Source organism: Jonesia denitrificans DSM 20603 (genome assembly GCF_000024065.1).
Classification (GTDB): Bacteria; Actinomycetota; Actinomycetes; order Actinomycetales; family Cellulomonadaceae; genus Jonesia; species Jonesia denitrificans.
Genome location: NC_013174.1, coordinates 1,461,992 through 1,487,172, shown reverse-complemented (window position 1 = coordinate 1,487,172; position 25,181 = coordinate 1,461,992). Strand labels below are relative to the sequence as shown.

Sequence of the window (25,181 nt, the reverse complement as noted above, 5' to 3'; positions counted from 1 at the left end):
CCGACCGGGGGGCGTTGCCACACCCATACTCAACGCTCGCGGATAACCCGCCACAACGCCGCCACAGTCATCGGATCTGTCGCCACCAACTGGTGCACCAACTGTGCACCCACCAGCGGATGAACACCACCATCTGAACCGTCATCAGTGATCGTACGGTGAGCCCCCGGCGACAGCACCCCAACAGTTGTCAGCGCGAGCTCATCAACAACACCCGCCGAAAACGCCTGTGCGAGTAACGATGGACCCCCCTCCATCAGCACCCGCCCCATCCCGCGCACCACCAACTGGTCCACCACCCATGACACATCCACCCTCTCACCGGCACACACCATCAGTTGCCGCTCGTCAATGCGACCAGCAAGCCGCCTTGCGCCGACCACCGTTGTCGCCACAAGAGGGGGAACTCCCACACCCGGGGACAACACCGCCTCAGGTAACCGACCCGAACCCGACACCACCACAAGCTGAATATGTTCAGGTAAACCCAATCGAGAACGCACACCACACCACTGTGCGGGAACCTCAATCCCCTCATACCCCTCCGTGCGTACTGTGCCACCCGCAACCACCACCACGTCACACAACCCACGTAACGCAGCAAACACCTCACCATCAGCCTCGTTATTCAGCGAGCCTGACAACCCATCAACCCCAGCAATTGCACCATCAATCGACGACACCATATTGGCGCGCACCCACACACTGTCCTGCGGCCACACATACCGGTGTTCCAACACACTCAAGGCGACATCACCCGTCACCTCACCACTGTGACCAGGAAAAACCTCACGCCACACCACCATCAACCCCACACCCTTCCACCTCGTCACCAAGACACCATCACCCGTGGTATCCCTCACACACACCGAAACCACAACGAATAAAAACTACAATCTCACAGTGTGACGTCCCACCTCACCGACACCGCCGTCCACCACCTGACGACCCGCACCCCCCACACCCCACCGGATCGTCTCATCCGCGACCTCACACCACCCCGCCACTTCGCTACTGCATCCTTTGACACCTACAAACCCGACCCACACCACCCCAGCCAACACCACGCCCTGACAACGCTGTCACACACCGCAACACAACTCACCACCAAAAAAACCCTCCGCCAACGACTCGCCAGAACACCACCACCCGCCCTCTACCTCGACGGCGGATTCGGAGTCGGAAAAACCCACCTCCTCGCGGCCCTAGCCCACCACGTGGGCCCCCACGCCACAGCCTTTGGCACCTTCGTCGAATACACCAACCTCGTTGGCGCACTCGGATTCGCCAACACTGTCACCCAACTCGCCACCAAAACACTCATCTGCATCGACGAATTTGAACTCGATGACCCCGGCGACACCGTCCTCATGTCCCGACTCCTGCGCGAACTTGCCGACCACGGCGTCGCCCTTGCCGCGACCTCCAACACACTGCCCGAATCCTTAGGGGAAGGCCGCTTCGCTGCAGAAGACTTCATGCGCGAAATCCAAGCCCTCGCCAACCGCTTCACTGTGGTACGCATCGACGGACACGACTACCGCAACCGTGCCACAGTCACAACCCTTCCCGGACTCACCCCCGAAGACCTCACCGCACGCATCACCGCACACGCCCCCACCCAAGTGATCACCCACGACCAGTTCACCGATGTCCTTGACCACCTCACCCGTGTCCACCCATCCGCCTACGGGGCGCTACTCGACGGAATCGACCTCGTCGTCCTCGATAACGTCCACACCCTCACCGACCAAGCCGCAGCGCTACGCTTTGTTGTCCTCGTCGACCGACTCTATGACCACGACATCCCCGTCCTCCTCGGTGGACACGGACTCACCGACCTATTCACCCCCACCATGCTCACCGGCGGATACCGCAAAAAATACTTCCGAGCTCTCTCCCGGCTCGGATCCCTCGCCCACACCGCCCTCGAGCGCACCAGCACCAACCACACCAACGAATAACCACGCCATCTCAACACAACAAAAACGGGGACAAGACCTTACGTCTTGTCCCCGTCAACTGTGGGCGATACTGGGTTCGAACCAGTGACCTCTTCCGTGTGAAATAGCGCAGGGCCATTCGGTCTGGTGCCGTCGGGTGCCGGTAGGTCGCGTTTTGTGCGTGATCTACCGGCACCTTCGTCATGTCCGTGCTAGGCAGTATGATCAAGTGGTGAGCAGTGTGCACAACAGCGTGCACAACGACGAGGGGGCATTTGCATGGCGAATCCGGCGGCGGTATTGCTGGCGCAGTTCAAGATCTGGGAGTCTGCGCCTGCTCAGACCGGAAACGGAAACCAGAAGATCAAGCACGCGCAGCGGCGGAAGGTCGCTGAGGATGACGGCGTCTCTGACCACATCCGCGCGATGGTCGCACTCCACGAGGTCGAGTTCCACCTCGACCGGCTCGAGAAGGTTACGCCTGTCGACAGTTACCGCAAGATGGTGTCGATATGGGCGCGCATCATCCTTGCCTACCCGCACGGCTGGCAGGCCGACCACCCCAACCGTCACACCTTCACTGAGCACGCGATGGACTCGCTGGAACACCTCGCGGTACTGCTCGACACCAATCTGCCCCGTCTGCGCGACCTCGATACTTCCGACCTCCTTCCCGTCTTCACCTCGATCGAGGAACGCCTGGCGGGAGACGAGAACCTGCCGGACGACGTACGCGCATACGTGTTCAACTTGGTTGAGGAAGCGCGCCGCGCGGTATCCGAGTTCGAGGTCACTGGAAGCGTCGACCTCGCCGTGTGCCTGCAGCGGCTGAAGATGGCGCTGTTTGCAGCCGCCGATCAGACCAAGGGCGAGAACAAGAGGTGGTACCGGAAGATGGCATCGGACGTCGCTGTCCCGATCGCGGTCAACGTCGCCGGATATCTCGCCACCGTCCCGATCGCGGGCTTGCTCGGCCAGTAACGCTGACGCCCCCACCCGGAAGGCGAAGGGCAGGGGCGTCAGCGTCGAAGGCCTACGCGGTGAGCGAGACCTTCTGAATCGCGGCCTCGTGCGGGAACGCGAAGCCCACACGCATGGTCGCGCGAATCGCCGTCCGGTCGGACGTGAAGTACGCCGAACGGTCAACCTGCAGATCGACGTTCTTCCGGCGCACCATCAGCGCACGCGGCTGCGGGATGCCCCACACCGTGCCCGCAGTGACCGCCGACGACGAGAACAGCCGCACGCCCTGCAGAATGCGCTTCGTCGGGTTCGACGGGTCCGCACCGAGCAGCGGACGGTTCGACCCCGTCGCCTCCTTCAACTGCGCGAGCAGCAACACGTCGGCAGGGTTCGCGACGAACGCGTCGACGTTGAGGCCGAACGCCTCAGCGTTCGAGATCGCCTCAGCGAACGAGTCCATTTTCGTCCATGCTGCGCCCGCGTCGACGTCCGTGACGCCCGTGAGGTCTTCCAGACCGGCAGGCTGCACGAGGCTCGCGCCCTTGGTGCCGAAGAACGCGGTGTCGATCTTGCGGGCGATGTCCCGCGCGAGTCAGTCGCCGACGGTCGGGTCAGACGTGCCGATCTCTTCGCCTTCCGCGACCCATGCAGCGGACGGGTCGCCGGTGACGAGAGGGATGTGCGTGCGGGTGGCGTCGGTCTCGAAGACCTTCGCGACCTGCGCGGCGATCGAAGCGCCCATCACCGGGAGGGTGATGAGTTAGCTGATCTTGTCCGGGGTGATGCCCGTGAGGTTCGTGGTGGTGGTTTCAAGCATGAGAAAACGCCCCTTTCAGAGCAGTCGTGAATCTTGGGTGACTGCCCCGCATGGAGGCGTTCGTGGTGGGCGCAAGGCCTGATACCAGGACACTCGCGCCCGCCGCGAACGTGAAGCATCACGGCTGAAGAACCTCAGCCCACGCTCGGGGTGCGTGCAGACTTTGCAGCATGCGCCGTTCATGCCTGGCTCCCGCTCGCCTCACGCGCGTAGATGCGCGCTGCTGCGAACTCGCCGGACAGTGCCCGGGTGTAGGCGCGAACTGCCTGCACAGCTGACGGGTCGTAGCTGGCGAGGATGTCGAGGGTGTCACTCACGAGCGAGCTTGGACAGCTGCTCATCCCCGAGTACGTGTCGAAGCTGTTCGACAAGCTCCGCAGGAAGACCAGCCTGCCGCCGATGCGGTTCCACGGTCTGCGCCACGAGCACAGCACGGTCGCGAACGCGTGCGACACCTACAGCCACCTGATCGGAGACGCAGCTCGCGTTACCGCGTCGAGAGCATCCAGCCTGGTGCCTCGCACCCCAAGTGCACAACAGATGCACAACCCGGAGGCCTCGTCAGAGACGACGAAAGCCCCGGCACCTCTCTGCTAGGAGAGATGCCAGGGCTTTCCCTGGTGGGCGATACTGGGTTCGAACCAGTGACCTCTTCCGTGTGAAGGAAGCGCGCTACCACTGCGCCAATCGCCCAACACCATGAACGAATCAACACCCGCCATGCGTGAGCGGCCTTAAGCCATCACTGATACTAGCGGTCTGCCAGCAAAAAACCAAAACGGCACTCACGCATCGGCAAGAAAATCAGGCATCGCAGCTGCCACCAACTCCTGAGCGCGACGAATCACCCCCGGCACCTCACCAGGCACCCCATCCACCACCCCAATCGGCTGAATCATGCGCAACGTCCCCACCAACGCCCCACCCTGACCAACACCCACAACCTCACCCACCTCCACAGCAGATAACTCCCGAACACCACCCAACTCGTGACACACCTCACGCACCACCGCCAACGTCACCCCCGGCAACACCCCACACTGCGCGCTCGCAGTTGCAAGTTGGCCGTCAACAACGGTGAGGAGGTTGGACACCGACCCCTCGCAGAGCCCCCCATTGGGTCCGTGCCATAGCCCTTCATCGGCTCCCTGTGCGTATGCCCAGTGCAGGGCTTGAATGTTGTGCGCGTAGGAGGTGGATTTGTGTCCAGCAAACGGCATGAGGGGGGAGCGGGCCCAGGGGGTGATCGCAACCCGCGCATCGGTAGGGTGAGGTGCCCCCAAGGCGGGTGCGTGAGGTTCAGGGGTGGCGGTGATGACAGTCCGGGACCCTTCGTGGGTGTTGAGGACCGTGATTCGTATCCGACCTACGGGCACATTGCGAAGGTGTGCGGCGACGAGGCGGGCGCCTTCGTCAAGGTCAACCTGCGGTTGCGGAATGTGGGCGGCCGTCAATGACGCTGACAATCTGGACAGGTGTGCCTCCAGCGCCCACAGCCGCCCGTGATACGCAGCGATCGTGTCGAACATGCCCTGTCCGGTCATCAGCCCAGGGTCGCTTGCGCCCACAAGAGGGCTATGGGGGTCAATGAAACGTCCCTCGGTCCAGGCGATCACTGTGGTTCCTTGCTGTAGTGGGTGGTGACTAACCCCATGAGTGTGCGGGCTTTCAGTTGTGTTTCTTGCCATTCCCGTGTGGGTGTGGAACCCCAGGTGATCCCTGCGCCGGTCCCAAAGTGTAAGCGTGCCCCGGGCCCGTAGGTGCTGGCGGGGTCCCACCAAAACGTGCGAATTCCCACCGCGAGTTGCGTGTGGCCGGTGTCGGTGTTGATCCACCCAAAAGCACCACAGTATGGGCCCCGTGGGGTGGGTTCGAGTTCGGTGATGACCTCTAGTGCACTGGATTTGGGTGCGCCAGACACGGAGGCGGGTGGGAAGGTTGCGGCAAAGATGTCACGCCAGGCGGTGGGGTTGCGTGGTGGGGTTCTTAGGCGCGCTTGTACAGTGGAGACGAGGTGGACGAGGCCGGGATGCGGTTCGACGCCAAGGAGGGTGTCAACGATCACGGTTCCGGGTGTCGCTATGTGGGAGAGGTCGTTGCGCACGAGGTCGGTGATCATGATGTTTTCGGCTTCGTCTTTGGTGGTGAGGCCTGCTGGCGTGGGTGCTGTTCCTTTGATGGGCGATGACGTGATGGTGACGGTGTCACTGTCATGGGGGTCAACAGTGGTGGAGAGAAAAAGTTCCGGGGACGCGGACACGAGCCAGGCGCTGCGTTGGGGGTCGCTGTCTGTGACGTCGAGGTAGCCGCCGTAGGGTGCCGGATTACCGATGCGCAGGTGATTGTGCAGGAGGCGTGCCGGGCCAGGGTAAGCCAAAGGGGTGTGGACGATGCGGGTGAGATTTGCTTGGTACACCCGTCCCTCACGAACGTGATCTTTGATGGTGTTGACGCCCGCCTCGTAGGTGTCTTGGTCCATGGTGGTGTCCCAGGACAGTTGCTGTGGGTGCGCTGGGAGTAGGTGTGAGGTGTTGTTCGATGCGGGGGTTGAGTGTGAATCTGTGTGTGCTGGGGTGGGGTAGGTGGTGGCGAAACGCCACGCGCGGGTGCGTCCTTCAAAGTCGGCGATCACGAACCAAAGGCCACTGTGAGGTAGATCCCATGTTCCCGTGAGGTGGGCGAATTCGACCGGTTCGACACCAGTTATGCCCCCGAATTGTGCTGATCCTTTCACGCACACCACCGTACAGCCCGAGGAGGCTGAACAGGGTGGTTGTTCATTTTCCGCGCGGTTTCGCGGTTTTCACGGGGTGATGATGTGTGATCAGGGTCGGTTTGTCATTTGCCGACGATCCGTACTAAGGTTTTACATGTCGCCGAGAGCAGCGGGCAAACTTGCTGATCTTCGCGGTAAACATGCGGATGTGGCTCAGTGGTAGAGCATCACCTTGCCAAGGTGAGGGTCGCGGGTTCGAATCCCGTCATCCGCTCGGAGACGGCACTTTACGGAGTGTGAATCTCATGGTGGAGTGGCCGAGAGGCGAGGCAGCGGCCTGCAAAGCCGTATACACGGGTTCGAATCCCGTCTCCACCTCGATTCTCTGCGAGAATTTCTCGCGCGATTGGCGCAGCGGTAGCGCGCTTCCCTGACACGGAAGAGGTCACTGGTTCGATCCCAGTATCGCGCACAGGAAGAAAAGGGACCCCCTCACAGGGGTCCCTTTTCTTGTTGCTCTTGTCGGATATAAGCACTGTTAGTGCGTGTCCTCCTCACTGCCAGTGAGGAGGACACTGTCCTTATTGCAGGCCGGTGGCAATCGCGGTGATGAGATCACCATCTGCGGTGTCGCCGGACAGTTCCCAGAAGAACGCGCCGCCGAGGTTTTCCGTGTTGGCATAGTTCATCTTGTGGATGATGTCTTGCGGGGTGTCGTAGCTCCACCATTGACCGTCACAGAAGCCGTACGAAGTTCCTGCGACCTGTCCGGTTGCGGGGCAACGTTGGGCGAGGACTTTGTAGTCTTCGATTCCTGCCTCGTATGTTCCTGGTGCAGCACCGGTTGCTGAGGAGCCTGGGGTGGGGTCGGTGACCCCGGTCCACCCGCGGCCGTAGAAGCCGATGCCGAGCAGAATTTTGTCTGCGGGGATTCCCAGTCCGGTGAGTTTGTTGATTGTTGAGGTGGTGTCATACCCCTGGATGGGAATGCCTTGGTAACTGGTCAGCGGTGAGTGCGGTGCGGTGGGACCGTTTTTGTCCCATGCGCCGAAGTAGTCGTAGGACATAGGCATGATCCAGTCGAGGTACTCTGCGCCTCCCGCGTAGTTCGCTGCATCGATTTTTCCGCCGTCAGTCGCGTCCGCGGGGATTGCAGAGGTGACGAGGTCGTCACCGAACTCTGTACGCAGGGCGGCAAGGAGGTCACGATAGGCGTCGCGTCCTGAGGTGTCACAGGTGGCGCCGCATGCGTTGGGGTATTCCCAGTCGATGTCGATGCCATCAAATACGTCAGCCCACCGTGGATCTTCCACAAGGTCGCGGCATGATTGTGCGAACGCTTCTGGGTTTTGTGCTGCTTGCCCAAACCCGCCAGACCAGGTCCATCCACCAAAGGACCATACGACTTTAATGTGCGGGTATTCGGCTTTGAGCTTGCGTAGTTGGTTGAAGTTTCCGCGCAGTGGTTGGTCCCAGGTGTCAGCGACGCCGTCAACGCTCTGTGCGGCAGTGTAGGCCTTGTCGTAGTCTGCGTAGGCGTCACCAATGGTGCATTTGCCGCCTTGGACGTTCCCGAAGGCGTACATGATGTGGGTGAGGTGGTCGGCGGCCCCGGACGTTTTGATGTTTTTGACATGGTAGTCACGTCCGTAGACGCCCCAGTTGGTGAAGTAGCCGACGATGCGTTCGTCTCCAGTGCCGGGTGTGTCCGGTGGTGGGGTGCCTCCCTCACCTGGGTTGCCGTCACCTGGGTCGCCGTCGCCGTCGCCGTCACCGGGGTCAGTTGAGCAGGGGCCGAGATCTTCCCATTGGCCCCATTGCCCGGTGGTTCCTGGTGCTTGGCCTTGGGTCCACCATTTGGCTTTCCAGATGTGGCCCTCATGGGTTACTTGGTTGCCTTGGGTGTATACGGCGCTGGGGGAGTAGGCCGGCGGGCATTGCGGTGTGGCAGGGGTGTCACTGTCTGTATTGCCATCGCCGGGGTCACTGTCGTCGCCTCCTGTATTCCCGCCATTGTTGCTGACAACGACGTCCATGCAGTTGTAGAACGCGTTGTTTGTGTTGGACACGTTCCACCGGGCAAGGATGGTGTGCTCGCCGGTTGGCAGATCAGTCAAGGTATGGGTCAGTGAGGTGGGGGGTTGCTGACCCTTTTGGTCAAAGGTTTGGTGGAGCTGGCCATCAACGAAGTATTCCCACGTGCTTGTGTTGTGGGGTGCGGTGAGTTTCCAGGTGAGGTCGACAGTTGAGGCGATCTCGGTGGTAGGCCAGGGTTTGGAGTTGTCGTCGAGAATAGCGAATGCTTCGTTACCTCCGGAGCATGTTGTTGCGCCTTTTGGTGCTTCGACGCTTTGCGGTTCGTAAGAGATCTGCCCGCAGTCAAAGGACGTTTCTCCTGATGCGCAGAGAGCTTGGCGGCTTGGTGGATCGGTGACCCAGCCGTGAGCTGCTGCGGGTGTTGCGCTCAGTGCGGGTACGAGGCCAGCACCGAGGAGTACTGCGATGGCAGCACTTGCGCGGAGTTTCCGCTTTTTCATGGGCCCTACTTTCTTCTCGTGGCAACACGGGTGTGTTGCCGTGTGCGAGGACGCCGACGGTGTTGTGGGCGATCGTCGTTGATCGCGTGGGCGTCTGGGTGGGGTTGCGGTCGGTGTTCCAGCACAACCAACCGTGTTCGTAATCCTTACTAACTAATTGAGTCAGCGCAACCCCTCCTTGATGGGGAGTGGAGTCCAGCGGTTTGCCGCGCACAGTGCGCGTATGTGTGCTGTGCGCCACAAGTTACATCGTCATATTGATAATCGTTCCCAGTAGTAGTTAGTGTGAACTCTGAAAAAGGGGGCACACTGTTCCCCCGTAACGAGAATGAAAACCAAAACCAAGGACTGACTGTGAGAACACCACACACCACAAGCGCCCTCGCGCTCACCATCGCACTCGCCACCCTCGCCTCAGGATGCACACAAAGCAACGCCGACGAACGCGCAGAGGAACCATCACCCACCACAACAACCCAAGCCCCACAAGAACAGCCAGCACGCACCGCACGCATCGCCGTCACCCACGACGAAGGCGTCACCTACCTCGACGCCACAACCCTTGACGTCATCGGATCCACCCCAGCAACAGGATTCGTCCGCCTCAACCCCGCCGGCGACAACCGGCACCTCTTCCTCACCACCCAAGGAGGATTCGAACTTCTCGACACCGGAACCTACGGCCAAGCCCACGGCGACCACGCCCACTACTACACCCAAAACCCCGACACCACCGGTGTCGTCCGTTCCGCAGAAAAACCCGGACATGTCGTCGTCCACGACGGCTACACCGCACTTTTCGATGACGGCACCGGCCGCGTCGACGTGTACGAAACCAGCGCCATCACCGAAGACCCCATCCGCACCTGGCAAGCCCCCCACGCACACCACGGCGTCGCCATCGCCCGCGCAGACGGCTCACTCATCGTCACAGTGGGAACAGAAGAAGAACGCACCGGCGTCGCCATCATCGACGAAGCCGACAACACCATCGCAGAAACCGACCAATGCCCCGGCGTCCACGGCGAAGCCGCCGCAGCCAACGGCCGCATCGTCGTAGGATGCCAAGACGGAATCGTCATCATCGACGGCGACACCATCACCAAAGTCGACGCACCAGATACCTACGGGCGCATCGGCAACCAAGCCGGAACTCACACCTCACCCATCGTGCTCGGAGACTACAAAACCGACCCCGACGCAGAACTTGAACGCCCCACCCGCATCTCACTCACCAACACCGACACCGCAGAGCTCACCCTGGTCGACCTCCCATCCAGCTACAGCTTCCGATCCCTCGAACGTGACGACGACGGCAACGCACTCGTCCTTGGCACAGACGGAAACCTCCACATCATCGACCCCGTCACCGCAACCATCACCGCCTCAGTGCCCGTCACACAACCATGGGAAGAACCCACTGAATGGCAACAACCTCGACCAACGGTTCGCTACCTCGACGGAATGGCCTACGTCACCGACCCCGCAACCAAACGCATCGTTGCCGTCGACACCGTGGATGCAACAATCTGGAAAGAAACCACCCTCGACATCACCCCCAACGAAATCTCAGGCGTCACTGGTGCAGCCCCCACCACGCACGACCACGAAGGACACGACCACAACTAACCCACAACCCGTTTGGTGAACACCACCACCATGAGCTACAGTAATCTCCGTTCCACACAACAACGCGGATGTGGCTCAGTGGTAGAGCATCACCTTGCCAAGGTGAGGGTCGCGGGTTCGAATCCCGTCATCCGCTCCACAACACACGCGCACGGCCCACCACAGGCCGTGCGCGTGTGCTATTCCCGCCTTGCACACCCACCCCAACCCGCCAATAATGCAAACACCACACCACACACCAAAGGACACCGCCATGGGACTCGACAACTTCGTCAACAAAGCCAAAAACGCCCTCAACAACTCCGACGACACCATCCAACGCCTCAAAGAAGAAGCAACAGATGAACGCATCGACCAAGTCGCCGACCACATCAAAAAGGTCACACCCGACTCAGTAGACGCAAAAGTCGACGCGCTCGCAGAAAAAGCGAAGGAAGCGAACAACTAACCTGCGCACAATCGTTAAGATGAAGGGGTGCCACACACGTGGCACCCTTTTTGTCATGACCAAGGAGAACTCACCGTGTCGAATCCATCGCCCACGTCGCCCAGCTTCACAATCACTCTTGACGGTGAAACGACCCAGGTGACCGACGGCACGACCGGCACCGACCTGTTTTCGGCGAACAAAAACATTGTGGTGCTCAGGGTCAATGGTGAACTCAAAGACTTGTTCTACCGTGTTGCCGCTGGTGATGTTGTTGACGGCGTCGACATCAATGAACCTGATGGTCTGAACGTGTTGCGGCACTCGGCAGCTCACGTGCTCGCGCAGGCTGTTCAAAAGGTAAACCCGGATGCCAAGTTGGGGATTGGCCCGCCCATCGTGGACGGTTTCTACTATGACTTTGATGTGGAGACCCCGTTCGCTCCTGAGGACTTGAAAAAACTCGAAAAAGAAATGATGCGCATCGTCAAGGAAGGGCAAACCTTCCAGCGCCGAGTCATCACTGAGGAGCAAGGGCACACAGAACTTGCGGGGGAGCCCTACAAAATTGAACTGATTTCGCTGAAATCACAGTCGGACACCGCAGCGGAAGGCGCCTCAGTTGAGGTGGGAGCCGGTGAGCTAACAATCTACGACAATGTACGCCGCAATGGCGAGGTTGCCTGGGGGGATCTGTGTCGCGGCCCGCACCTGCCGAGCACGAAGCTCATTGGAAACGGTTTTAAGCTTATGCGCAGTGCTGCGGCATACTGGCGTGGCAGCGAGAAAAACCCGCAACTGCAGCGTATTTATGGCACCGCATGGCCAACTAAGGACCAGCTCACTGAGCATCTGACTCGTCTAGCTGAGGCCGAACGCCGCGACCACCGCCGTCTTGGGGTAGAGATGGATTTGTTCTCATTCCCCGATGAGATGGGGTCAGGGCTTGCGGTGTTCCACCCGCGCGGCGGGGTGGTGCGCTTGGAAATGGAAGAATACTCGCGCCGCCGCCACATCGAGGCAGGGTACTCGTTTGTCAACAGCCCGCACATCACCAAAGGGCGGCTGTATGAGGTCTCTGGTCACTTGGATTGGTACCGCGAAGGCATGTACCCCGCCATGCACATGGATGAGGAACGTGACGCTGACGGGACCTTGCGTAAGCAGGGGCAAGACTATTACCTCAAACCCATGAACTGTCCGATGCATAACCTGATTTTCGATGCGCGAGGCCGTTCGTACCGTGAACTTCCGTTGCGGTTGTTTGAATTTGGAACGGTATACCGTTACGAAAAATCTGGGGTGATTCACGGGTTGACGCGGGCGCGCGGGTTCACACAAGATGATGCGCACATCTACTGCACGAAAGAGCAGATGAAAGACGAACTGACGAATGCTCTGACTTTTGTGCTTGACCTGCTCAAAGATTATGGTCTTGATGATTTCTACCTTGAGTTGTCTACCCGGGACCCAGAAAAATCAGTGGGAACTGATGAGATATGGGACGAAGCGACCCGCACGTTAGAGGAAGTTGCCCAAGACTCCGGTTTAGAGCTTGTCCCTGATCCTGGTGGGGCCGCGTTCTACGGGCCAAAGATTTCCGTGCAAGCGAAAGATGCCATTGGGCGCACTTGGCAGATGTCCACAATCCAATTGGACTTTAACTTGCCTGAGAAGTTCGACTTGGAATACCAAGCTGCAGACGGCACACGGCAACGGCCTGTGATGATCCACCGAGCTTTGTTTGGTTCCATTGAGCGTTTCTTCGCCGTGTTGCTGGAACACTATGCCGGTCAGTTCCCCGTATGGCTTGCCCCGGTGCAGGTGCTCGCCGTACCGGTTGCTGACGCTTTCAACGACTACCTGGGTGACTTCGTAGCTGAACTACGCACTCGCGGTGTCCGTGCGGAACTGGACGATTCCAGTGACCGGTTCCCCAAGAAGGTCCGCAACGCTTCCACCTCGAAAGTGCCCTTCACCGTTATTGCTGGTGGTGAAGATGAACAAGCTGGTGCTGTGTCGTTCCGGTACCGCGATGGTAGCCAAGAAAATGGGATCCCACGGGAACAAGCAATTACCCGTATCCTTGAGTCCATTTCGACCCGAGCACAGGTTTAACCACCCGGTGGGGGCACCTCACTGCGACAGGTGCCCCCACTCAGGCAAGGACACACATGAGCACTGAGGATAACGCGCCCACCCCCGATCAGTTCGCGGGGCAACCCGACGCTTGGCAACGCCTGTGGACCCCGCATCGCATGGTGTATATCGGCGGGGAAAACAAACCGCGCGACACCACCACACAGCAATGCCCCTTCTGCCGGATCCCCTCTGGTCAGGACGAGGACGGGCTCGTTGTGTACCGGGGGGCCCACGTGTACGCCGTCCTTAACCTCTACCCCTACAACGCTGGACACCTGATGGTCGTGCCTTACCAGCACGTGTCCCTGTACAGCGACATTTCACCTGAAGTTGTCACTGACATGGGAATTGTCACCCAGCAGGCGATGACCGCACTGGCCCGCACAATGAACCCGGCAGGGTTCAACATCGGCATGAACCAAGGGGAAGCAGGAGGCGCAGGAATAGCAGCACACCTGCATCAGCACATCGTCCCTCGATGGGTTGGAGACGCCAATTTTTTCCCCATTATCGGGCAGACCAAAGCGATTCCTTCCTTGCTTGCTGACACCCGCCACCAACTCGCCACCGCATGGCCCACACCATGACTCTTCCTCAAGGAGACACCGATGCTTAATGGTCTACGCGGCGTGATGGCCACGATCTTCACTCCGATTGCCCGCTTCCTGCTGCGGCTGCGCATTTCCCCAGACGCAGTCACGATCACTGGCACTTTCCTGGTGATCGCCACGGCGCTATGGCTCTTGCCCACTGGGCGCCTTGTCGCTGGGGCGCTGGTCATTGGGTTGTTCGTGTTCACTGACTCCCTTGATGGCACCATGGCGCGCCTGTCCGGACGCTCAGGCCCATGGGGTGCGTTCCTGGACTCAACTCTTGACCGGCTTGCAGACGGAGCTTTATTCATTGGTCTTGCGCTCTACTTCGCGTGGCATGCCCCTGCCGCACAACACCTTGGAACACTTGCTGCCCTCGCCTGTCTCCTGCTTGGCTTGTGCGTGTCCTACGCGCGTGCCCGTGCCGAAGGGTTGGGGCTTGATGGCAATGTCGGGATCGCTGAACGCCCAGAACGACTCCTCGTGTCCTTGCTCGCCACCCTCATCACAGGACTCACAGCCAACCCCTCCATCCTTGCGTGGGCACTGGTTGTGCTCGCCGCGCTCTCTGCGATCACCCTCATTCAACGCATTTCCCATGTCCATCACCAAACACGGCCCCAAGAAACCCATTCATGAATAGCTCCCGCGCCTACCTCCTTGCTTTCCGCCACGCATGGCGCATCCCAGGTCCGCTATGGCGTGCGTTGATGGCCACGGCAGCAGACATCACTTGGCTCGTGCACACCAAAGGGGTACACCAGCTTGAACGTAACCTCACCCGGGTGAGCCCCACCGCCAATCCACGCCAGATACGCCAACTTTCCCGTGCGGCGATGCGCTCCTACATGCGTTACTTTGGCGAAGCGTTCACTGTCGCCCACATCACCCCACAACAACGTGACGCACGAGTGCGAGTCATCAACGCACACAACCTCGACGCAGCCCTGGCACTTCCCGGCTCACCCGTCCTCGCGCTGACCCACCAGGGTAACTGGGACCTCGCCGGCATGTGGGCATCAGCAACCATCCGCCCTGTACTCACCGTCGCTGAACGGCTCAAACCTGAGGAACTCTTTACAGAGTTCCGCACCTTCCGCGAAACACTAGGGATGACCATCCTCGCCGCGGGTGACGACGGTGTTTTCCGAGCCCTGTTGCGGGCAACCCGCACGAACAACCACCTCATTTGCCTGCTCGCTGACCGTGATCTCACCGCAAGTGGCATTGAGGTGGATTTCAACGGCCACCGTGCACGCGTTGCCAAAGGCCCCGCAGCCCTGGCCACACAGGGCCAGGTTCCGCTCATCCCAGTTTCCATCACTTACGAAAAACTTACCGGACACCGCCGCGCCCAAGCAGGCAGCCCTTGGGGGATTGTCGTCGAATTCCACACCCCTCTTCACGCCGACCCCAACGCAACGACCAAAGACAACATCACCAACCTCACCCAACAATGGGTCACCACACTTGCCACCGCCATCACCCGCTCTCCCCACGACTGGCACATGCTCCAAAAAGTCTTCACCGCTGACCTCAACCCCCACCACCCCCTTGCGCCGCCCGCCACACCAAAGGAGCACAATGACTAGCCCCCACACTCACCGCACGCTCCGCGTCGGCATCGTGTGCCCTTATTCCTTTGACGCCCCTGGCGGAGTCCAATTCCACATCAGAGACCTTGCCGAAGCACTCATCAACCAAGGCCACGAAGTCTCGGTCCTTGCCCCAGCCGACGACGACACCCCTGTCCCGCCATACCTCACCCCCGCAGGCGCTTCCATCCCCATCCGATACAACGGTTCAGTAGCACGCCTGACCTTCGGGCCACGCGTTGCCGCGAAAGTGAGGCGCTGGCTCAACGACGGCCAATTCGACATCCTCCACTTGCACGAACCAATGACCCCCTCCCTGTCCATGCTCGCCCTGTGGCTCGCACGAGGTCCCATCGTCGGCACATTCCACACCGCGCTCATCCGCTCCCGGGCACTGCAATTCGTTTACCCCATGGTGCGACCCTCGCTCGAAAAATTCTCCGCCCGTATCGCCGTGTCCGAAGATGCCCGACGTACACTGATCGACCACCTCGGTGGGGACGCCATCGTCATCCCCAACGGCGTCTACGTCAACACATTCACACATGCGACTCCCACCCCGCAGTGGCAAGGAACCCCCGACGCCCCCACTATTGCGTTCCTGGGACGCCTTGACGAACCCCGCAAAGGACTGCCCGTCCTCAGCCAAGCCATTCCGCACATCCTGACGCACTACCCCAACGCCCGATTCCTCATCGCGGGCAAAGGCGATGAAGGTAAACGTCACGCTGAACAACAACTCAGCAACCACCTCACCAACGTTGAATTCCTTGGTGCCATCACTGACGACGAAAAAGCATCCCTGCTGACCTCAGTTGACCTCTACATCGCCCCACAAACAGGCGGCGAAAGCTTCGGTATCGTCCTGGTCGAAGCCATGAGCGCTGGCACCACCGTCATCGCCTCAGATCTTGGCGCATTCGAACGAGTCCTCGACAACGGACAAGCTGGCTACATGTTCCGCACCAACGACCCGAACGACCTAGCCCGTGCCGTGATCGAAGCACTCAACAACCCCACTGAGCGCACCCAACGCACCCAACGGGCCACTGAGTTCGTCCAGCAATTTGACTGGAAGGAAGTCACCACGAAAATCCTCACCGTGTACGAAATGGTCCTGTCCGCGTCCACTGCGCTAGGCAAAGTCACCGAAGACCCCAGTGCACTTACACACCCACGAGAAGCCTCATGACCTGGTCAGAAACAACCGTCATCATCCTCATCGTCCTTGCCACAGCCACGTGGCTTGCCATCAACCACGCACAACGCCTCGACCGACTCCACCGCAAAGTTGTCGCGTCCCGTCTCGCGTTAGATGCACAACTGCTGCGCAGATCCGCAGCAGCAGGCAACCTTGCTGCCTCCCACACCCTGGATCCTGTCAGCTCACTTCTCCTAGCTGACACCGTCAACGCTGTGCAAAACTCGTGCCGCGACGGCGACCAAGAACTCATGGTCGCAGTCCCTGACCTCGAACAACTCATCACCCAACACCGCACCCCCACCACCAAACCCACCCGCCAACACGTCATCGCAGCACTCGATGGCACCCTCGGACAAGAACGCGAAGCAGAGGAGAGCTCCCTGACCGCCGTCCTCACCCAAATCCTCGACGAACCACTACCCAGCACCCCAGACACAGATGAGCTACTCAACGCACTGGCAGCAGCCTGGTATCGTGTCCACATTGCACGACGGTTCCACAATGAAGCGGTCCTTCAAGCACAACGTTTGCGAGCAAACCCGTTTGTGCGTCTATTTCGCCTCGCAGGACGGGCACCCATGCCGCAGACCGTTGAATTTGACGACACATGGCCACCGGGATTGCCAGCTATTACAGGACACCTTCAGTGACAAAACACCCGGCGTACCGAACCCGTGACGCTGCACGCGTCATCCTTTTGGACGCGAACAACAACGTGCTCATGCTGCGCGGGCATGACGAACACAATCCCACCCGCCACTGGTGGTTCACAGTGGGCGGCGGGCTTGACGCTGGCGAGAGCCACAGACAAGCAGCCGTGCGTGAAGTCTTCGAAGAAACAGGCATCACCCTTGAGGAAGGCGACCTCGTCGGACCAGTGATGTTTCGCTCAGCGATTTTCGACTTCCAAGCAGAACACATCGTCCAACATGAAACGTTCTTCGTCGCGCACCTTGACACAGCACCAGTGCTGTCCACCACCGGATGGACAGATGTCGAACAACGCTTTGTCGACGACCTTGCCTGGTTGAGCGTGCACGACCTCACCAACGCAACGTGCGAAGTGTTTCCAGAAAACCTCACTGCACTCATCACCTCAATGAGTACAGGGTGGGACGGGACAGTCATCCGCCTCCGTCACGACCAATCACACACGCCCCACTGATAGCCTGTTCGCACAGGCGTGCCACCAGCGGCTAAGATCAATCGAGTCCACACCGACGACATTCATGTAAGGAGTCCCCACCCATGGCAGGTCACTCCAAATGGGCAACTACGAAACACAAAAAAGCGGCAATCGACGCCAAGCGCGGCAAACTCTTCGCCCGCCTCATCAAAAACATTGAAGTTGCTGCCCGCACCGGGGGAGGGGACCCCCAAGGAAACCCCACCCTGTTCGACGCAATCCAAACAGCCAAGAAAAACTCGGTGCCTGGAGACAACATCGACCGTGCTGTCAAACGGGGAGCAGGGCTCATCGAAGGTGGGGCAGACTACCAAACCATCATGTACGAGGGTTACGCACCAGGCGGAGTAGCAATACTCGTTGAGTGCCTCACCGACAACAAAAACCGTTCTGCCGCTGATGTGCGCGTCGCCTTCACCCGTGGTGGTGGACAACTCGCAGACCCGGGCTCAGTGGCCTACATGTTCTCCCGCAAAGGCCTCGTCGTCATCCCCGCGAACAACCACAACGAAGACGACATCATGATGGCTGTTCTCGACGCCGGCGCAGAAGAAGTCAACCAAGAAGGCGACACCTTCGAAGTGCTCTGTGAAGCAACAGACTTACGCGCAGTACGAGACGCACTCGAATCCGCAGACATCGAATACGACTCCGCCGAATCAATCTGGCACCCCGCAACACGCATCGAACTCGACGCAGACGGCGCACGAAAAGTCTTCAAACTCATCGACGCACTCGAAGACTCCGACGACGTACAAAACGTCTACGCCAACTACGACATCACCCCAGACGTCGCAGCTGAACTCAACGAAGACGACTAACCACAATGCGCGTTCTCGGTGTAGACCCAGGGCTCACCCGGTGCGGAATCGGCGTTGTTGATTCCATAGCCGGGCGCCGGGCACGCCTCGTCGCCGTGGGAGTCGCCCGATCCACACACACCGAATCAATCGATGTGCGGCTTCTAGCAATCTCACAACAACTCGACGAATGGCTCGACCGCCACATCCCAGACGTTGTCGCCATAGAACGAGTATTCGCTCAAAACAACCTGTCCACAGTCATGGGGACAGCACAAGTCGCCGGACTCGCCATGGTCGCAGCAGCAAAACGAGGCGTACCCGTCGCACTCCACACCCCCAGCGAAGTCAAAGCAGCCGTCACCGGCCACGGGGGAGCCCACAAAGAACAAGTACAGCGCATGGTCGCCAACATCCTCGGCCTCAGTCAAGCTCCCCGCCCAGCCGACGCAGCCGACGCACTAGCCCTCGCCATCTGCCACCTCTGGCGCCCAGCTGGAATACTCGACAAAGCCGACCGCTACCAAATGACACCAGCACAACGACAATGGGCAGCCGCAGAACAAGCAACCAAACAAAATGTCAGGCGCCTGCACTAAAGTCCAAGACAGTCACTTCCTCCACAACACCAACCCAGGAAAAACCACACCCCAATCCACCAAAAACACGAATCACGAGTGTGACAAATCATGATCGCCCAACTGACAGGCATCGTCCAAAAAATACGCCTCGACTCCGCCATCCTCACCGTCCACGGAGTCGGCTACCTCGTCTACGCGACCCCCGCAACCCTCGCAACACTGCGCGAAGGACAAGACGCAACACTCTGGACCTCCCTTGTCGTGCGGGAAGACTCAATGACACTCTTCGGGTTCACGGATTTCGACGAACGAGACGTCTTCGAAACAGTACAAACAGTCTCCGGAGTAGGCCCCCGCCTAGCACTCGCAATGCTCGCCATCCACCCAGCCCAAGCACTACGCACCGCCGTCGTCCACGCAGACATCAAAGCACTCACCAAAGTCCCAGGAATCGGCCCCAAAGTCGCACAACGCATCGTACTCGAACTATCCAACCGAATGACCCCACCACAGTCAGAAACAACCCAAACCCCCACAACACCCACTGAACACGACGCCTCAGAACAAGTCATCGACGCCCTAATGTCACTGGGATGGAACACCAAACAAGCAGAAAACGCAGTCGACCAAGTACGCGCCGACACCGGACAACCAATCATCACACCCGCCCAAGTACCAGCAACCCTCCGCGCAGCACTAAAAATCCTCGGAGGACCACGTGCCTGACACCGACCACCCCCGCGACGACATCGACCTCGACAGCCAACGACTCGTATCCAACGGAGCCGACGACCTCGAACGAGCAGCCGAAGCAGCACTGCGCCCACGCACCCTCACCGAATTCGTTGGCCAACCCATCGTACGAGAACAACTCAAACTCGTCCTCGACGCCGCAAAAGGCCGAGGCGCATCCCCCGACCACGTCCTGCTCTCCGGCCCCCCAGGACTCGGAAAAACAACACTCGCCATGATCATCGCCGCAGAACTAGGAGTCTCACTCCGAGTCACATCAGGCCCAGCAATCCAACACGCCGGCGACCTCGCAGCAGTCCTATCCTCACTCGATGAAGGTGAAGTCCTCTTCATCGACGAAATCCACCGACTCGCACGACCAGCCGAAGAACTCCTCTACGTCGCCATGGAAGACTTCCGCGTCGACGTCGTCGTCGGAAAAGGCGCAGGCGCCTCAGCAATCCCACTCTCCCTGCCACGATTCACAGCCGTCGGTGCCACAACCCGAGCCGGACTCCTGCCCGCACCACTACGAGACAGATTCGGATTCACCGGTCACCTCGACTTCTACGACGCCACCGACCTCGAACGAGTAGTCCACCGATCAGCACACCTCCTCGGAGTCGAACTCTCACCACAAGCCGCCCAAGAAATCGCCACGCGCTCGCGGGGTACGCCACGCATCGCCAACAGGCTGCTGCGGCGGGTGCGTGACTGGGCGCAAGTCAAAGGAACGGGTGTCCTTGACTTGTCAGCGGCCCAAGCCGCACTGACAGTTTATGAAGTTGATGCGCTTGGTCTTGACCGTCTCGACCGGGCTGTCCTCACCGCATTGTGTACTCGATTCGGTGGAGGCCCGGTGGGTTTGTCCACACTCGCTGTGACGGTGGGAGAGGAACCAGAGACAGTGGAAACAGTGGCTGAACCATTCCTGGTGCGTGAAGGACTGATGGGGCGGACCCCGCGCGGACGCATCGCCACACCAGCCACCTGGCAGCACCTGGGGCTCACTCCTCCGCAGGACAACACAACTCTTTTCCCCTAGGTGGGCACTTATCTCCAGCCCCAAGCGTTAGGAGAAAAGGTGCCCAAGCGCCTAGACTCCCTAAGGACCCAACACACGTGAGGCAAAATTATGGACCCGCTGATAATTCTCTTGGTCGTCATGGTGGCGATGATGTTCTTCATGACACGTGGAACACGCAAACGCCAAAAGGAAATGATGAGTTTCCGTGATTCCATGGCACCGGGCCAACGTGTCATGACAGCGTCAGGCTATGTCGGAACCATCGTGGAGATCGGTGATGATCTGGTCACTCTTGAGTCGGAGCCAGGTTCCCGAACCCAGTGGGTGAAGGCCGCGATTTCTAAGCCGTACGACTCAGTATCTACCGCTATGGACACCGAAACACACTCAGAGACTGACGGACAAGAACAAGCAGGATTTGTTGTGCCTGATGATGTCTCCGGCCTCATTACGAAGCCTGGCGAGGACACGACCCGCCGCGACGAGGACACAAAGTAACGCCTAACCACCCAGGCACCTGACGGTGCCCTGTCACGAGAAGAGTCAGACCGTTGGCGAGTACCAACACGCGCGGACGAGCCCCTTGGCGGCCGCTTATCACCTTGCTTGTCATCCTTGCCGCAGGAGCGGGAGCACTGTTCGCTGGTGTGACCACATCCAGTGAAGCCCAGTGGACACCGAAACTTGCCCTTGATCTTGAGGGGGGCACCCAAATCATCTTGCAAGCGGTGACCGCGAACAACGAGGCTGTCTCAGCTGAGGACATCAGCCAAGCAATCGCGATTATTCGCCAACGCGTCGACTCTTCTGGTGTTGCAGAAGCCGAGATCACAAGTCAGGGTGGGCGTAACATTGTCGTCGCGCTTCCCGGCAACCCCAGTGAAGAAACCCTCGCGCTGGTCCGTGAGTCGGCGCAAATGCAGTTCCGCCCTGTGCTGTACATGGGAGATCCCGCACCAATTGAGGTGGAAACTCCAGCGGACGGGGAGACAACCAATGACACAGACGATGCTAGCGATGCGCAGGAACCAACGGCCGATGCGCAGCAGGATCCGGCTGCTGAATCAGCAGAACCAGTCGGTGGCCCCCTTGACGAACTCATTTCGGATGACGCCGAGGCAGCAGAAGCAGAAAATCCTAGCGACCTCGCTCAGATCACGCGTGATGTCGTTGAGGAGTTTTACGCTCTGGACTGTACATCCCCTGATAGCTTGACTGGTGGTGGGGGAGTCGCTGACCCTAATGCTGTCCTAGTGACGTGCTCTGAAGAGGGCGACACCAAGTACATCCTTGGCCCCATGGAAATTTCTGGGAATGACATCGCTCAAGCAAGCTCGGGTCTGAAGCAGTTGCAGGGTGGTGCAATGACGAATGACTGGATCGTCAACATCGCGTTCAACAGTCAAGGGACACGAGACTTCGAAACAGTGACGAGCCGCCTGTCCCAGCTACCTGAATACGAACAATGGATCTACGCACCGACTTCCTCGGCGCCAAACATGTTCGCCATTGTTCTTGACAATCTTGTCCTGTCATCACCGGGCGTGACTGAGGTTTTCCGCACAGGTGAGGCATTCATTGAAGGGACTTTCACCAACGAGAGTGCAAATAAGCTCGCAAACCAGTTGAGTTTCGGAGCACTTCCCTTAACTTTTGAGGTGCAGAGCGAGGAGACAATCTCGGCCACCCTCGGGAGCGAACAACTACAAAAAGGTATCCTCGCCGGGTTGATCGGTCTCATCCTCGTGGGCGTGTACTCGCTGGTTCAATACCGTGTGCTGGGTACGCTGACAATTGCATCACTGGTGATCGCAGCTGTCGCTACGTATCTCGCCTTGGCGTTACTGTCGTGGGTGCAAGGGTACCGACTCTCTCTTGCGGGTGTTGCCGGAATCATCGTCGCGATCGGTATTACCGCTGACTCATTCATCGTGTACTTCGAACGTATCCGCGATGAGCTCCGTGAAGGGCGCAGCCTCGATGGAGCCATTGAGGTGGGGTGGGACCGTGCGAAACGAACCATCATTGCCTCTGATGCTGTGAACTTTATTGCAGCCGTTGTGCTCTACTTCCTCGCTGTAGGTGGAGTGCGAGGCTTCGCATTCACACTCGGACTCACCACGTTGATTGACCTGATCGTCGTCTTCTTCTTCACTCACCCCGTACTCCAACTACTTGCACGTACCCGATTCTTCAGGAACGGACACAAACTCTCTGGGTTTAACCCCGAATCGCTGGGGGTGGACCGTCCTCGATATGTTGGCCGGGGTAAAGTCGCCACCGCGCAAAGTACCCCGATGTTCAACGACGACGGGACCCGCATGACCATCGCACAACGGAAAGCCGCTCAGCGCAGCAAGGAACAAACTGAACAGGTGAGCTCCCAGAGCACAACACGCAAGGACGGTGAGTGAACCATGGCACGCAGATTTTCCCAATGGGGTAACGACCTCTACACCGGGGCGCGTTCCTATGACGTCGTTGGCAAACGGCGTACGTTCTTCCTCCTCGCGTTGGCAACCATCTTGATCTCTGTCGCAATCCTTGGGATTCGTGGGCTCAACCTCGGTATCGAATTCCGTGGTGGTTCACAGTTCACCTTGACGAATGTTGACACGAGCGACCAAACGTCAGCAGTTGACGCTGTGACTTCAGTGTCACCATCCGAAGTCGCACGCGTCGCGAACGTGGGGACAAACGCTCTCCGCGTCCAAACGAGTGAGCTGACAGACATTGAGGTTCAAGAGGTTCGTCAAGCTCTTGCGGACGCCTATGGAGTGACCGCAGACGATGTGGCGAGTTCGTATGTCGGGCCGACGTGGGGCCAAGATGTGTCCACCAAGGCATTCACCGGAATCGCAGTGTTTTTGGTGTTGGTTATGCTGGTGATGTCCCTATACTTCCGTGCATGGCGGTCAGCTGCTGCCACGATTCTTGCGCTCTTCCACGACCTGATCATTACCCTTGGCGTGTACGCACTGGTGGGATGGGAAGTATCACCGGCAACGATCATTGGCCTGCTGACGATCCTTGCCTACTCCATTTATGACACCGTGGTGGTCTTCGACAAGGTCCGTGAGAATACAGACAACCTCAATGGGCAATACCTGGCGACCTACGCTGAGCGAGCAAATCTTGCGGTGAACCAAACAATGGTGCGGTCAATCAACACGTCCGTGGTTGCGCTACTGCCAGTTGCCTCGATCTTGTTTATCGGAGCGTTCCTGCTGGGTGCAGGTACTTTGCGTGATATTTCCCTAGCATTGTTTGTGGGTATGGGAATTGGAACGTATTCGTCGATCTTTTTGGCGACACCCATCCAAGTTGCTTTGCGCGAACGCGAACCCGCTATCCGTGAGCACAACGAACAGGTCGCAGCGGTCCGTGAAGCACGAGCAACAGGGGCGGACCCCTCTCAAGTTGTGGGTGTGTCACTGACGCAGGGGGCTGACGAGAAGAACATTGTGCCAGGTGTCCGATTGGCTAACCGTGCGCAACCAAAGAAACGGAAACGCTGATGTCGTCGCAGGCACCACAGGCACAAGTCGATCTCCGGTCATTTATCCGTGACCTCCCTGACTATCCGAGCCCAGGTATCACCTTCCGTGATATCACTCCACTGTTGTCAGATCCCGGAGCGTTTGCAGCAGCTGTGCACCGACTAGCGGATCTCGTTCCAGCGGATACAGACGTGATTGCTGGACTTGAGGCACGCGGATTTATCTTCGGTGCCGCGCTAGCTCATCACATGGGTATTGGTTTTGTGCCTATCCGGAAAGCAGGCAAACTTCCGCCCCCTGTGCACCGGTACACGTACGACCTTGAGTATGGGACAGCGACTATTGAGTTGCGCCAGGACACAATTCCAACCGGTGCGCGGGTCGTTATCCTTGACGATGTGCTCGCCACTGGAGGAACAGCGGCGGCAGGCGCCACGTTGATTGAGCAGTGTGGCGGACGGGTCCATCACCTCGTTTTCCTCCTTGAACTTGCCGGGTTGTCCGGGCGTGAGCGGCTCGCTGGTCGCCCGGTGTCAGCGGTGTTTGACCTGTAGAACTACAATGGTGATCTCAGGAACGTGTACGCGCGTTCCGAGCGGTTGAATCGTTCAACTGTCCGCGAGGGAGGTCACCGTTATGTCTGCTGAAATCAACAACACGCAGGTGAGCCCTCACGAGAGTTCACACACCGGTGAGGAAGCTGCTCACTCGGACGCTGTGTCAGAGGGCATCGTCGCATCAGCGAAGCCAGCCATTGCCAAACCGAGCGATATTCGTTCAGTGGCATCG

The 25,181-nt window shown here is 59.1% G+C and carries 26 protein-coding genes and 5 tRNA genes; 23 read left to right on the top strand and 8 right to left on the bottom strand.

What is annotated here, in order from left to right:
• Nucleotides 1-29 precede the first annotated feature (29 nt).
• Complete coding sequence (locus JDEN_RS07005; RefSeq protein ID WP_143713263.1) at nt 30-833, bottom strand: dihydrofolate reductase family protein; 804 nt, start codon at nt 831-833, stop codon at nt 30-32.
• A 72-nt stretch (nt 834-905) separates the two neighbouring features.
• Between JDEN_RS07005 and zapE the strand changes: the two genes are divergently transcribed.
• Together zapE and JDEN_RS06995 are read left to right on the top strand one after the other, a co-directional pair.
• Entirely contained in the window at nt 906-1,964 is a 1,059-nt protein-coding gene (zapE, locus tag JDEN_RS07000; protein WP_015771669.1) for a cell division protein ZapE, read from the top strand.
• Between the two features lie 258 nt (nt 1,965-2,222).
• Complete coding sequence (locus JDEN_RS06995) at nt 2,223-2,924, top strand: hypothetical protein (protein ID WP_015771668.1); 702 nt, start codon at nt 2,223-2,225, stop codon at nt 2,922-2,924.
• A gap of 52 nt (nt 2,925-2,976) precedes the next feature.
• Here JDEN_RS06995 and JDEN_RS06990 read toward each other — a convergent pair whose 3' ends face one another.
• The 6 genes from JDEN_RS06990 to JDEN_RS06975 all read right to left on the bottom strand — a co-directional run bounded on the left by JDEN_RS06990 (nt 2,977) and on the right by JDEN_RS06975 (nt 6,457).
• Entirely contained in the window at nt 2,977-3,486 is a 510-nt protein-coding gene (locus tag JDEN_RS06990) for a phage major capsid protein (protein WP_083775129.1), read from the bottom strand.
• A 12-nt stretch (nt 3,487-3,498) separates the two neighbouring features.
• Nucleotides 3,499-3,648, bottom strand: a complete 150-nt coding sequence (locus JDEN_RS13825) for a hypothetical protein (RefSeq protein WP_169304105.1) — start codon at nt 3,646-3,648, stop codon at nt 3,499-3,501.
• A gap of 254 nt (nt 3,649-3,902) precedes the next feature.
• Nucleotides 3,903-4,040 (bottom strand): hypothetical protein, encoded by a 138-nt coding sequence (locus JDEN_RS13820; protein ID WP_169304104.1) that lies wholly within the window; start codon nt 4,038-4,040, stop codon nt 3,903-3,905.
• A gap of 301 nt (nt 4,041-4,341) precedes the next feature.
• Nucleotides 4,342-4,416, bottom strand: a tRNA-Val gene (locus JDEN_RS06985).
• Between the two features lie 92 nt (nt 4,417-4,508).
• Nucleotides 4,509-5,339 carry an aminotransferase class IV gene (locus tag JDEN_RS06980; protein WP_015771667.1) on the bottom strand — a complete coding sequence of 277 codons (831 nt, stop codon included), beginning with the start codon at nt 5,337-5,339 and terminating at the stop codon, nt 4,509-4,511.
• A complete protein-coding gene (locus JDEN_RS06975; RefSeq protein ID WP_015771666.1) occupies nt 5,336-6,457 on the bottom strand; it encodes a chorismate-binding protein in 1,122 nt (373 codons plus the stop codon). Before JDEN_RS06975 ends, JDEN_RS06980 begins: the two co-directional genes overlap by 4 nt.
• A gap of 184 nt (nt 6,458-6,641) precedes the next feature.
• Between JDEN_RS06975 and JDEN_RS06970 the strand changes: the two genes are divergently transcribed.
• From JDEN_RS06970 to JDEN_RS06960, 3 genes are all read left to right on the top strand, one after another.
• A tRNA-Gly gene (locus JDEN_RS06970) sits at nt 6,642-6,713 on the top strand.
• 33 nt (nt 6,714-6,746) lie between these two features.
• Nucleotides 6,747-6,817, top strand: a tRNA-Cys gene (locus JDEN_RS06965).
• Between the two features lie 22 nt (nt 6,818-6,839).
• A tRNA-Val gene (locus JDEN_RS06960) sits at nt 6,840-6,911 on the top strand.
• A gap of 109 nt (nt 6,912-7,020) precedes the next feature.
• On the opposite strand, the gene JDEN_RS13440 is transcribed toward JDEN_RS06960, so the two are convergent.
• A complete protein-coding gene (locus JDEN_RS13440; protein WP_015771665.1) occupies nt 7,021-8,976 on the bottom strand; it encodes a glycosyl hydrolase family 18 protein in 1,956 nt (651 codons plus the stop codon).
• Between the two features lie 354 nt (nt 8,977-9,330).
• Here JDEN_RS13440 and JDEN_RS06950 point away from each other — a divergent pair, with 354 nt between their 5' ends.
• The 18 genes from JDEN_RS06950 to JDEN_RS06865 all read left to right on the top strand — a co-directional run bounded on the left by JDEN_RS06950 (nt 9,331) and on the right by JDEN_RS06865 (nt 24,946).
• A complete protein-coding gene (locus tag JDEN_RS06950) occupies nt 9,331-10,605 on the top strand; it encodes a hypothetical protein (RefSeq protein WP_197712992.1) in 1,275 nt (424 codons plus the stop codon).
• Nucleotides 10,606-10,669: 64 nt separating this feature from the next.
• Nucleotides 10,670-10,744: transfer RNA gene (locus tag JDEN_RS06945), tRNA-Gly, on the top strand.
• A 114-nt stretch (nt 10,745-10,858) separates the two neighbouring features.
• Nucleotides 10,859-11,053: a hypothetical protein gene (locus JDEN_RS06940; protein WP_015771663.1), complete on the top strand. Its 195-nt coding sequence runs from the start codon at nt 10,859-10,861 to the stop codon at nt 11,051-11,053.
• A 75-nt stretch (nt 11,054-11,128) separates the two neighbouring features.
• Complete coding sequence (gene thrS / locus JDEN_RS06935) at nt 11,129-13,150, top strand: threonine--tRNA ligase (RefSeq protein WP_015771662.1); 2,022 nt, start codon at nt 11,129-11,131, stop codon at nt 13,148-13,150.
• 56 nt (nt 13,151-13,206) lie between these two features.
• Nucleotides 13,207-13,761, top strand: coding sequence for an HIT family protein (locus JDEN_RS06930; protein ID WP_015771661.1), 555 nt, complete (start codon nt 13,207-13,209; stop codon nt 13,759-13,761).
• 21 nt (nt 13,762-13,782) lie between these two features.
• On the top strand, nt 13,783-14,406 hold the full coding sequence (pgsA, locus tag JDEN_RS06925; protein ID WP_015771660.1) for a phosphatidylinositol phosphate synthase: 624 nt from the start codon (nt 13,783-13,785) through the stop codon (nt 14,404-14,406).
• Entirely contained in the window at nt 14,403-15,359 is a 957-nt protein-coding gene (locus tag JDEN_RS06920) for a phosphatidylinositol mannoside acyltransferase (protein ID WP_015771659.1), read from the top strand. The genes pgsA and JDEN_RS06920 overlap by 4 nt, the downstream gene beginning before the upstream one ends.
• Complete coding sequence (locus JDEN_RS06915; protein ID WP_015771658.1) at nt 15,352-16,554, top strand: glycosyltransferase family 4 protein; 1,203 nt, start codon at nt 15,352-15,354, stop codon at nt 16,552-16,554. The genes JDEN_RS06920 and JDEN_RS06915 overlap by 8 nt, the downstream gene beginning before the upstream one ends.
• Nucleotides 16,551-17,216 (top strand): hypothetical protein, encoded by a 666-nt coding sequence (locus JDEN_RS06910; protein ID WP_015771657.1) that lies wholly within the window; start codon nt 16,551-16,553, stop codon nt 17,214-17,216. The genes JDEN_RS06915 and JDEN_RS06910 overlap by 4 nt, the downstream gene beginning before the upstream one ends.
• Complete coding sequence (locus JDEN_RS06905) at nt 17,213-17,731, top strand: NUDIX hydrolase (RefSeq protein ID WP_015771656.1); 519 nt, start codon at nt 17,213-17,215, stop codon at nt 17,729-17,731. The genes JDEN_RS06910 and JDEN_RS06905 overlap by 4 nt, the downstream gene beginning before the upstream one ends.
• 83 nt (nt 17,732-17,814) lie before the next feature.
• Nucleotides 17,815-18,573, top strand: coding sequence for a YebC/PmpR family DNA-binding transcriptional regulator (locus JDEN_RS06900; protein WP_015771655.1), 759 nt, complete (start codon nt 17,815-17,817; stop codon nt 18,571-18,573).
• A 5-nt stretch (nt 18,574-18,578) separates the two neighbouring features.
• The gene (gene ruvC, locus JDEN_RS06895) at nt 18,579-19,151 is read left to right on the top strand and encodes a crossover junction endodeoxyribonuclease RuvC (RefSeq protein WP_015771654.1); all 573 of its coding nucleotides are present in this window, start codon (nt 18,579-18,581) and stop codon (nt 19,149-19,151) included.
• Between the two features lie 90 nt (nt 19,152-19,241).
• On the top strand, nt 19,242-19,859 hold the full coding sequence (gene ruvA, locus JDEN_RS06890) for a Holliday junction branch migration protein RuvA (RefSeq protein ID WP_015771653.1): 618 nt from the start codon (nt 19,242-19,244) through the stop codon (nt 19,857-19,859).
• On the top strand, nt 19,852-20,910 hold the full coding sequence (ruvB, locus tag JDEN_RS06885; protein WP_015771652.1) for a Holliday junction branch migration DNA helicase RuvB: 1,059 nt from the start codon (nt 19,852-19,854) through the stop codon (nt 20,908-20,910). Before ruvA ends, ruvB begins: the two co-directional genes overlap by 8 nt.
• Before the next feature lie 90 nt (nt 20,911-21,000).
• Nucleotides 21,001-21,390 (top strand): preprotein translocase subunit YajC, encoded by a 390-nt coding sequence (yajC, locus tag JDEN_RS06880; protein ID WP_015771651.1) that lies wholly within the window; start codon nt 21,001-21,003, stop codon nt 21,388-21,390.
• Nucleotides 21,391-21,443: 53 nt separating this feature from the next.
• Nucleotides 21,444-23,306, top strand: a complete 1,863-nt coding sequence (gene secD, locus JDEN_RS06875; RefSeq protein ID WP_015771650.1) for a protein translocase subunit SecD — start codon at nt 21,444-21,446, stop codon at nt 23,304-23,306.
• Between the two features lie 3 nt (nt 23,307-23,309).
• Nucleotides 23,310-24,410: a protein translocase subunit SecF gene (secF, locus tag JDEN_RS06870; RefSeq protein WP_015771649.1), complete on the top strand. Its 1,101-nt coding sequence runs from the start codon at nt 23,310-23,312 to the stop codon at nt 24,408-24,410.
• A complete protein-coding gene (locus tag JDEN_RS06865; protein ID WP_015771648.1) occupies nt 24,410-24,946 on the top strand; it encodes an adenine phosphoribosyltransferase in 537 nt (178 codons plus the stop codon). The genes secF and JDEN_RS06865 overlap by 1 nt, the downstream gene beginning before the upstream one ends.
• Nucleotides 24,947-25,181: the final 235 nt, after the last annotated feature.